The sequence below is a fragment of the Apilactobacillus sp. genome (genome assembly GCF_025290035.1).
Taxonomy (GTDB): domain Bacteria; phylum Bacillota; class Bacilli; order Lactobacillales; family Lactobacillaceae; genus Apilactobacillus.
Map to the genome: position 1 here is coordinate 53,493 of NZ_JAMBKT010000005.1, position 5,867 is coordinate 59,359.

Genomic DNA, 5,867 nt, shown 5'->3' on the forward strand with positions numbered 1-5,867 from the left:
TTTTCTTATCTTTGTAGCAATCGTATTATTATTTAGAGTTGATACATTGATTCCACTAATTGGATCAATTATATGGATTCTATTCTTATACATCTTTAAGACTATTAAAGACAGAATTTAATATTAAAGGTTTAATTTACCGATATTGGTAGATTAAACCTTTTTTGTTTTTAATTTTAATAATAATAGTTTATTCTAGATATAAAGATAATTAAAAGGAGCAAGGCATGAAATTTTTTATATCTGATACGCATTTTTTAGATAAACATATGATTGGAAACAAGAATTCGCTCCTAGACCCTATTTCTTTGTTGAAGAAATGGATAACGATATAATTAAAAACTGGAATGAAATAGTTACTGACAATGATGTTGTTTATCATTTAGGTGATATTGCTGTTTGTCATGATAAGCCACAACAAAAAGAGTTTGAGAAAATTTTCAATTTATTGAAGCAATTGAATGGTAAAATTATACTAATTAAGGGTAATCATGATAGTCGAGCATTATTCAAATATATTGATAAAAATAATATTGAATTAAATGGAGAACCTAAGTTTTCTTTTCAAGATGTCGGTGCATTAATAAAGATGAATCATTGTCAATATTATATGACGCATTATCCAATGATGATGGGACAAGTCAAACAGATAATAAATTTGCACGGACACATTCATCACTATTCGGTATCAGCGAAAGAAAACATAAATGTTGGAATTGATAGTCCTGAAAAAGACTATTTAAAATACAATAAACCGTTTGGTCAACCATTTACTGAAGATGATTTGAATGTAATGATTGAACAAAAGGCGACAGATTTTATGAAAAGAAAATAATTGGAGGGACTCACGATGGAAAAAATCGCAATTTTACATACTAATGATATACATTCACATTTTGAGAACTGGCCAAGAATTAAAAGATACCTTATTAATGAAAAGAAGAAACTAGAGGAAAAAGGTTACTTTGTTATCACCGTTGATTTAGGTGATGCATTAGATCGTTCACATCCGCTAACAGAGGCTACCGATGGGAAAGCTAACATTGAGCTTTTAAATGAAATTGGTTATGATGCAGCGACTATTGGTAATAATGAAGGTTTAACAAATAGTCATGAACAACTAAACCACTTATATGATAATGCGAACTTTGATGTGATTTTAGCTAATATTTCGGATGCTAAAACGTTAAAGATTCCGTCATGGGCGAAGGAAAAGAAAGTAATTAAAACGCCTCAAGGAAATAGTATTGATATATTTGGCTTAACTGCGCCATATCAATCAACATATAAATTGGTTGGTTGGAAACCAATTGATGATCAAGTGAAAATCAAAGAACTTTTAGAAAACAACGATGAAGAATCTGTAAAAATATTGTTATCGCATTTAGGCGTAACCCAGGATAGATTAATTGCACAAAAGTTTCCGAAATTTAATGTCATAATTGGTAGCCATACACATCATTTATTTAAACATGGTGAAAATGACAATCAATCGTTGCTTGCTGCTGCAGGAAAATACGGTTTCTATGTAGGTGAAATTTTACTAGAGGTTGATAACAATAAGGTAGTCTCTAAATCTGCAAGTGTAGTAGAAGTTTCATCATTACCCGAACATGATGGTGATGAAGACTTTATCCATGGGCTTGAAGAAAAAGGCGAAAAACTTTTGGCGGAATCAAAAGTTGCAATGATTGATCATGATATTGAAAATGGATTAAGAGGAAAGCCAGAGATAGTGACACTGTTTTTAGACGCAATGAAGAAAAAAGCACATACGAAAGCAGCGATTGTAAATAATGGTTTATTCTTATTGCCACTAAAGAAGGGCATTATTAATAAAAATGATTTACATCAGATATTGCCACATTCAATGCATGTTACTAACACATCACTTAGTGGTGCTGATTTATGGAGATTAGTGATGGAAATGCAAAAGAACTGGAAGTTCTTGATTCAGTTCCCACAAAAAGGAATGGGCTTTAGAGGTAAGTTTTTTGGTCAATTAAATTACGACGGTATTGAAGTAGACGAAAATAATAATGTATACTTTGATGGAGAGTTAGTTGATTTTAATAAAACATATGAGATAGCATTGTTAGATCATTATATTTTTATTCCGTTTTTCCCAACGGTTGCAATTAAAGGACAAAATAATATTTTATATGATCAAACATTAAGGGACCTTTTTGCTGATTATTTATCAGATAAGTTTCCGTTAGAATAGGAGAAATAATATTGGATCGCAAAAGTATTGAAGAACTAGTTCAAGAAAAAAATTACAGTTATAAGCCATTAGCTAACATTAAGATGGATGGCGAAGATAAAATATTAATTAATAATCATACTTACGAAATAATCGATAATCATAATGGATGTTTCAATATTGATGATTTTGCTATTAACTATAATCCAATATTTAGTCGATACAGCTATATTGTTGGTGATTATGGATATGGTGTTTTAAGACTTAAAGGATTTTCTGATGATGGAACTAATACACCATTACAAAATCAATTTCTAGCAATCAAGGATTATCTAAATGAGTATGCTAATATGGGTGCTGATTATTTTGTCATGCATAATTTAGAAGTTAAATCTAAGCCTAGTTCTTCGTTCAATAAGAAACGCCCAAGAAGAAACAATAGAAACAATAAAGGCGGCTTTATTAAAGAAAAAGTCACAAAAACCAAACCAGAAATTGAAAAACGTGAACATGTAACTGTTACTCAATCTAAAGGCCATGGCAAACGTCACTTTACGATTAAACAAAGAAATGATTAGGAGAATATAAATGGGAAAGTATAAAGGATATTTTATTGACTTAGATGGGACTATTTACGCTGGAAAAAAACGAATTCCTGCAGCTAAAAGATTTGTTGAAAGATTACAGTCAAGTAAGACCGATTTTTTATTTGTAACTAATAACACGACTAAACTACCTGAAGATGTAGTTAAAAATTTATCAGATAATCATGATATTCATGTATCAGTTGATAATGTTTATACTGCAGGCCTTGCTACTGCAGATTATGTAAAAAACGATGCTACTAAGAAAAACCTCGATAAAACTGCATATGTAGTTGGTGAAATCGGTTTGATAAAGGCATTAGAAAATAATGGATTTGAAATTACTGATGATAACCCTAGCTATGTAATTGTTGGTTTAGATAATCATGTAACATATGATCAATTAAGTAAGGCAGTATTACTAGTTAGAAGTGGTTCTATTTTTATTGGAACTAATCCAGATAGTAATATTCCAACTGAAAAAGGGATGCAACCAGGGGCAGGATCATTAGTTAAACTAGTGGAATATGCTACTCAACAAGAACCGATATTGATTGGTAAACCAGAGTCCATTATCATGCAAAATGCCCTAGATAAGATTAAGTTATCCAAGAGTGATGTTGTAATGGTTGGTGATAACTATATGACGGATATTTCCGCAGGGATAAACTTCGGAATGGATACATTATTAGTTTATACTGGATTATCTACTAAAGAACAAGTGAAGACTAAAACAGTTCAACCTACCCATCAAGTTGATTCCTTGGATGATTGGGAACTATAAAGATGCCTTATTCTACGGCTAAATACTCTCTATATAGCTTATTTATTTTAGTTTGGTTAGTATGTTTATCTGTTTTTATATTTATGAACTTACCGATAATCTATCTAATGATAATTAAGTTCATGGATATTTCAACGTCAACACACATAAAGATGACAGATATAGCTGATAATTACACAAACATTATTAGATATCTACAATCACCATTTATTAGTCATATGCATACGGTCATTCCAGTTAATGATGTGGTTATTAAACATTTTAGGGATGTAAAAACATTAATTATCATTAACAACCTGCTAGTGGTTATTCTGACTTTGGTTAACTTTAAAATGATTAATAGATTGTCAATTAGCAACAAGTTATGGATTTTAAGAATGCCACTTAGATCAATTTATATGTTATTTACCTCCTTGGTGATTTTTTCAGTAATTGATTTCAACGATGCTTTTGTGTTTATGCATAAGTTATTATTTAGAAATCAGAATTGGATTTTTGACGAAAAAAAAGAACCCATCATAAATCTATTTCCATCTCAATATTTTATGATTGGATTCATTTTTATATTTTTAATAGTATCAATAGGGATGGTATTGATTTTAAACAAAATAAAAAAGGACTCGTTATGAGTCCTTTTTATTTATGCTTTCTTATTTCTGAATAAAGCAATTATTGCTGGTAAACATGTTACCAAGATGATTCCTAATACAACAGCTGAGAAATGTTCTTGAACGAAGGGGATGTTTCCGAAGAAGTATCCACCACCGCAACATAGAAATACCCAAACAAAACATGCAGTAACGTTGTACTTAACGAATTTTTGATAATTATAACCACTAGAAGCGGCTATAAATGGAGCAAATGTTCTGATAATTGGCATAAATCTTGCGATGAAGATGGCTAGGATACCGTATTTATCGAAGAAAGATTTTGCTTTATCAAGTTGTTCTTGTTTAATGAACTTACCGATATATTTTTGTTGTGTTAAACGATTACCGACTTTTTCACCTAAGAAGAAGTTTAGTGAGTCACCAACAATTGAGGCAACTAGAAACAATATGATAAATATAAAGATATTTAGGTGATATTGTGGATTAGCAGAAATTGCAGCTGCTGCGAATAGTAAAGAATCACCAGGTAGAAAAGGCATAATTACGATTCCTGTTTCAATGAATATTACTAGGAATAGAAGTAAATATGTCCAATCACCGAAGTAATTAACCAGATTAATAATGTGCTGGTCAATGTGTAGTATAAAATCAATTAGAAATTGCATAGCATACTCCTTTAAGTGTTTAATTATATTTTAACAAATTTACACGACTAACATTAAAGTTTTTTTAAATAATTTATTTAAATCACTTAATCATTTAACAGTAGTTAGATATAATGAAATATATATAATTTATAGATGGGGGATTTTAATGAGTAATTATCCGCAAATGACAAGTGATAAAGACAGTAAACCATTAGCTATTTTAAAAACAAATTTTGGTGATGTTCAAATTGCTTTATTTCCAAAGGAAGCACCACAAACTGTCGAAAATTTTATTAAACTCGCAGAAGTAGGTTACTATGACGGTACAACCTTCCATAGAGTTATTAAAGATTTTATGATTCAAGGTGGAGATCCAACAGCAACAGGCGCTGGGGGGGAAAGTATTTGGAATAAGCCGTTTGATGATGAATTTTCTAAAAAACTATATAACTTTAGAGGAGCATTATCAATGGCTAACGCTGGACCTAATACTAATGGAAGTCAGTTCTTTATAGTACAAAGTTCTAAAATGCCCAAAAATATGAAAAAATTAATGGAAGATGCTAGCTTTGAACAAGAAGTGATTGACCATTATTTGAAGAATGGTGGAACACCTTGGTTAGATTTTAGACACACTGTATTTGGTCAAGTTGTAGACGGAATGGAAATTGTAGATAAGATTGCAGCGACAAAAGTGGATATTAGTGATAAACCTACCGAAGATGTAATCATAAACAAGGTCGAAATTTTTAAATAAGTTCTTGACCAGTATAAGACTTCCTGGTATTATAAATATTGCTGTTAAAAGAGGAACACAGTTCCTGATAAGTTAAAAATTTAATTGACATAGAATGTCCAATTTGGTAACATAATATGGTCTCGTTAAATTGATTTATCAACAATTTACATTAAAAAAGTTGTTGACGTTGAATTGATAATTTGTTATTATTAATGAGTTGTTAATTATTAAACATTAACGAACAGGTAGATCTTTGAAAACTGAACAAGATTGATAATCGATGATGTGTAAGGAATCTT

General features: G+C 30.4%; 6 protein-coding genes and 1 pseudogene. 6 read left to right on the forward strand and 1 reads right to left on the reverse strand.

The genetic code is table 11. The features are described from left to right. Window positions 1-227 precede the first annotated feature (227 nt). The 5 genes and pseudogenes from M3005_RS02940 (at window position 228) to M3005_RS06030 (ending at window position 4,200) form a co-directional block, all read left to right on the forward strand. Window positions 228-835, forward strand: a pseudogene (locus M3005_RS02940) (metallophosphoesterase). A gap of 15 nt (window positions 836-850) precedes the next feature. Continuing rightward, complete coding sequence (locus M3005_RS02945; RefSeq protein ID WP_293793542.1) at window positions 851-2,224, forward strand: bifunctional metallophosphatase/5'-nucleotidase; 1,374 nt, start codon at window positions 851-853, stop codon at window positions 2,222-2,224. An 11-nt stretch (window positions 2,225-2,235) separates the two neighbouring features. After that, complete coding sequence (locus M3005_RS02950; protein ID WP_293793543.1) at window positions 2,236-2,781, forward strand: YutD family protein; 546 nt, start codon at window positions 2,236-2,238, stop codon at window positions 2,779-2,781. A gap of 10 nt (window positions 2,782-2,791) precedes the next feature. Continuing rightward, on the forward strand, window positions 2,792-3,571 hold the full coding sequence (locus tag M3005_RS02955) for a TIGR01457 family HAD-type hydrolase (RefSeq protein ID WP_293793545.1): 780 nt from the start codon (window positions 2,792-2,794) through the stop codon (window positions 3,569-3,571). A gap of 2 nt (window positions 3,572-3,573) precedes the next feature. Then, window positions 3,574-4,200, forward strand: a complete 627-nt coding sequence (locus M3005_RS06030; protein WP_353320920.1) for a TIGR01906 family membrane protein — start codon at window positions 3,574-3,576, stop codon at window positions 4,198-4,200. An 11-nt stretch (window positions 4,201-4,211) separates the two neighbouring features. Here M3005_RS06030 and M3005_RS02960 read toward each other — a convergent pair whose 3' ends face one another. Beyond that, on the reverse strand, window positions 4,212-4,847 hold the full coding sequence (locus M3005_RS02960) for a VTT domain-containing protein (protein ID WP_293793547.1): 636 nt from the start codon (window positions 4,845-4,847) through the stop codon (window positions 4,212-4,214). A 148-nt stretch (window positions 4,848-4,995) separates the two neighbouring features. Between M3005_RS02960 and M3005_RS02965 the strand changes: the two genes are divergently transcribed. Next, window positions 4,996-5,586, forward strand: a complete 591-nt coding sequence (locus M3005_RS02965; protein ID WP_293793549.1) for a peptidylprolyl isomerase — start codon at window positions 4,996-4,998, stop codon at window positions 5,584-5,586. The last annotated feature ends 281 nt before the right edge of the window (window positions 5,587-5,867 follow it).

What these genes read in the sequence shown, in the direction of transcription:
- M3005_RS02945 (WP_293793542.1), top strand. Translation starts at nt 851, where the DNA reads ATGGAAAAAATCGCAATTTTACATACTAATGATATACATTCACATTTT.
- M3005_RS02955 (WP_293793545.1), top strand. Translation starts at nt 2,792, where the DNA reads ATGGGAAAGTATAAAGGATATTTTATTGACTTAGATGGGACTATTTAC.
- M3005_RS06030 (WP_353320920.1), top strand. Translation starts at nt 3,574, where the DNA reads ATGCCTTATTCTACGGCTAAATACTCTCTATATAGCTTATTTATTTTA.
- M3005_RS02960 (WP_293793547.1), bottom strand. Translation starts at nt 4,847, where the DNA reads ATGCAATTTCTAATTGATTTTATACTACACATTGACCAGCACATTATT.
- M3005_RS02965 (WP_293793549.1), top strand. Translation starts at nt 4,996, where the DNA reads ATGAGTAATTATCCGCAAATGACAAGTGATAAAGACAGTAAACCATTA.